The sequence below is a fragment of the Aquitalea sp. S1-19 genome (assembly GCF_024343515.1).
In genome coordinates, this window is sequence record NZ_RJTZ01000200.1 from 1 (window position 1) to 2,881 (window position 2,881).

Sequence of the window (2,881 nt, forward strand, 5' to 3'; positions counted from 1 at the left end):
TGACGCCAGGCGAGACGCTGGGCTACGCGTTGACAGGAAGCCTCCTGACCTTGGCGCTGAATGATGCCGAGCTGACGACTGATCTGGCTGCAGAGCAGGCGGACACGACGCGCCAGATCGAGATCCGCACAGATGGCACCAGCCTGTCGCGCACCGATGGCGATACCTACGCCGCACTGATCACGATACCGCCACGCCGCTACAGGGCAGGCATCGCCGTGACCAAGCCCGCCGACGGCGGGGGCGAGACCGAACAGACGCCCACACCGGTGGCGCTGCCGCTGGATGGAAACGCCATCACCCTGCAGCTGTGGGGCATGAACATCAACACCAATCAACGCGAGGCCTGATATGAGCATTGTTATTTCTGTAACCGACAGCCTGCGCCAGTCCGTCGAAGCCGCCACCGGCGGCAAGAATACCGTGCTGTACGACAGCAAGGGCTACCCGTCCATCATGGCGGTGATTCCTAAGTTCAACGTGCAGGACATCGACGCCAGCCTGGGCACCGGCGTTCACCCGGCCTTTGTGGTGGGTGGCGTTGAAAAGAGCGAGATCTTCGTCGGCAAGTTTCTGGCGACAACTCACGACGGTGTGGCTCTGTCACTGCCGGGCATGAATCCTGCGCGTAGCATCAACTACGACGGCGCCCACGCTCTGTGCCGTGCCAAGGGCGCCGGCTGGCACTTGATGACGAATGCAGAGTGGGCAGCCGTCGCCCTGTGGTGTTACAAAAACGGCTTTCAGCCGCGCGGCAATAACAACTACGGCCGCGACAGCGCGCAGACGTATGAAACTGGGCGCCGCGTCAGTGGTGGCAACCCAGGCGACGCCACCGGTGACGGCGCAACCCTGACTGGCTCGGGGCCGGTGTCGTGGTCGCATGACAATAGCGCAGCCGGTATCTGCGATCTGAACGGCAACGTGTGGGAATGGCAGGCAGGTCTGCGCGTCAACAACGGCGAGATCAACGTCATCCCGTACAACGATGCCGCGCTCGACAACGCCGATCACAGCGCCGCATCGGCCGCGTGGAAGGCCATTGATGGCGCATCGGGCGCCTACGCCGCAGCAGGCGCTGCCAATGCCGTGAAGTTCAAGCTGGCCGGCACGACCAACTACGGCCTGGTGCGCGCCTCGGGTGCAAGCTTTGAGGGCATGACCAACCCGGGCGCCGTGCCTGTTGGCGCGACAGCGCTGGCGCTGGCCAAACAGCTGGGCCTGTACCCCATCGCCAGCACGGGCTTGGGCGGTGACGGATTCTGGCTGAACGACACTGTCGAGGCGCTCCCGATCCGTGGCGGCAATTGGAACAACGCCGCGACGACAGGCGTGTTCGCGCTCAACTGCAACAACCCGCGCACGAACGTGAACAGCAACATCGGGTTCCGCCCCGCTCTTGAGGAAAGCCAGAAGCGGCCAGCCTACGGGCTTGCCGCCAGTGCGCCATCAAAAGGACGCGACATCCTCGCCTATTGGCGAAACATTAAACAAACCGTGCTGGTGAGTAGCAAAACGAAAGTCAGCACGCCCCCATGCCAAAAACTTATAACAACCTATTCCCGCAAATTTACGATTTCGAAAACCTGTATCAGGCCTACCGGAGAGCCCGCGCCGGCAAGCGAAACCGGCTTGAGGTGCTGCGCTTCGAGCAGGATCTGGAAGGCAACCTGATCCAGCTGCAAAATGAACTGATCTGGGGCATGTACCGGACAGGCCAGTACCGGCTATTTGACGTGTTCGAGCCCAAGCACCGTGTGGTGGCTGCGTTGCCGTTTCGCGACCGCGTCGTGCAGCACGCCATCGTCGGGGTGATAGAGCCGATATGGGAAGCACGTTTCCATTTTGATAGCTACGCCTGCCGCCCAGGCAAAGGCACTCACGCTGGCGCAGATCGGGCGCAGGATTTTTTGCGCCGCGTGCAAAGACAGCACGGACGCGTGTATGCGCTCAAGGCCGACATCGGCAAGTTCTTCGCCAGCATCGATCACGGCATCATCAAGCAGCTGATCCGCCGGCGCATCACCTGCGCGCCGACACTGGCGCTACTGGACGCCATCATAGATAGCACCGCAGAGAGCGGGCTGGCGCCAGTTGGCTTGCCGATCGGCAACCTGACAAGCCAGTTGTGCGCCAATATCTATCTGCATGAGCTAGACGATTACGCCAAGCACGCGCTGGGCGAGCGGCACTACTGCCGCTACATGGACGACTTCATCATCGTCCACCACGACAAGCAGCACCTGCATCGCGCCAGGGCGCGCATCGAGGACTGGCTGTGGCGCGAGCTACGCCTAAAGACCAACCACAAGACACAAGTTTTCCCGGTCGCCGTGCGCAATGGCCGCGCGCTGGATTTTTTGGGTTACCGGATCTACCCGACGCACCGACGATTGCGGGTGGACAGCATCAAGCGCATCAAGACCAAGCTGAGAAAGTTTAAGCGGCAATACGCGGCTGGCGAAATCAGCCTAAACGACATCACGCCCAGCATCAAAAGCTGGGTCGCCCATGCTAGCCATGCGCAGACGTTTGGGTTGCGGGCATCGGTGCTTGGCGCGTTCAAGCTAACAAGCCGAGCGGCTTAGCTCATATCGCAGCGTAGCGGACATGCTGCGCAGCAGTAGCGCAAGGCCGGCGTCTGAATTGGACGCGGCGGCATCAAGGCTGTCGCAAACATTGGCTAGCGTGTCGCGGGGGGTGCTGCCGATCATCGGATTGATTTGCATGGCGGTAGAGCGAGGGATGGATTGCATGGGGCCTCCGTGGGAAAGAGGCGAATTATGATTGCACGCACTCTCGCAAGCATCGGCGCATGCGCCAATGTCAAAAACCAAGCAAACGTGATAGCAACTCGGTGCGGTTGCGGGTGAATAGCTTC

The 2,881-nt window shown here is 61.2% G+C and carries 4 protein-coding genes; 3 read left to right on the forward strand and 1 reads right to left on the reverse strand.

Features of this window, described 5'->3' with window-relative positions:
- The 3 genes from EGI20_RS17085 to EGI20_RS17095 all read left to right on the forward strand — a co-directional run.
- Window positions 1–350: hypothetical protein (locus EGI20_RS17085; protein ID WP_498632915.1), on the forward strand; the 350-nt coding region annotated here is incomplete at its 5' end.
- A gap of 1 nt (window position 351) precedes the next feature.
- Entirely contained in the window at window positions 352–1,674 is a 1,323-nt protein-coding gene (locus EGI20_RS17090; RefSeq protein WP_498632916.1) for a formylglycine-generating enzyme family protein, read from the forward strand.
- Entirely contained in the window at window positions 1,638–2,588 is a 951-nt protein-coding gene (locus tag EGI20_RS17095) for a reverse transcriptase/maturase family protein (protein ID WP_498631769.1), read from the forward strand. The genes EGI20_RS17090 and EGI20_RS17095 overlap by 37 nt, the downstream gene beginning before the upstream one ends.
- Here EGI20_RS17095 and EGI20_RS17100 read toward each other — a convergent pair.
- Window positions 2,568–2,756: a hypothetical protein gene (locus tag EGI20_RS17100; RefSeq protein WP_498631537.1), complete on the reverse strand. Its 189-nt coding sequence runs from the start codon at window positions 2,754–2,756 to the stop codon at window positions 2,568–2,570. The two genes, EGI20_RS17095 and EGI20_RS17100, sit on opposite strands and share 21 nt — an antisense overlap.
- Window positions 2,757–2,881 lie beyond the last annotated feature (125 nt).

Bases quoted from the DNA above. Each gene is read 5' to 3' on its own strand.
- EGI20_RS17090 (WP_498632916.1), top strand. From the start codon at position 352: ATGAGCATTGTTATTTCTGTAACCGACAGCCTGCGCCAGTCCGTCGAA.
- EGI20_RS17100 (WP_498631537.1), bottom strand. From the start codon at position 2,756: ATGCAATCCATCCCTCGCTCTACCGCCATGCAAATCAATCCGATGATC.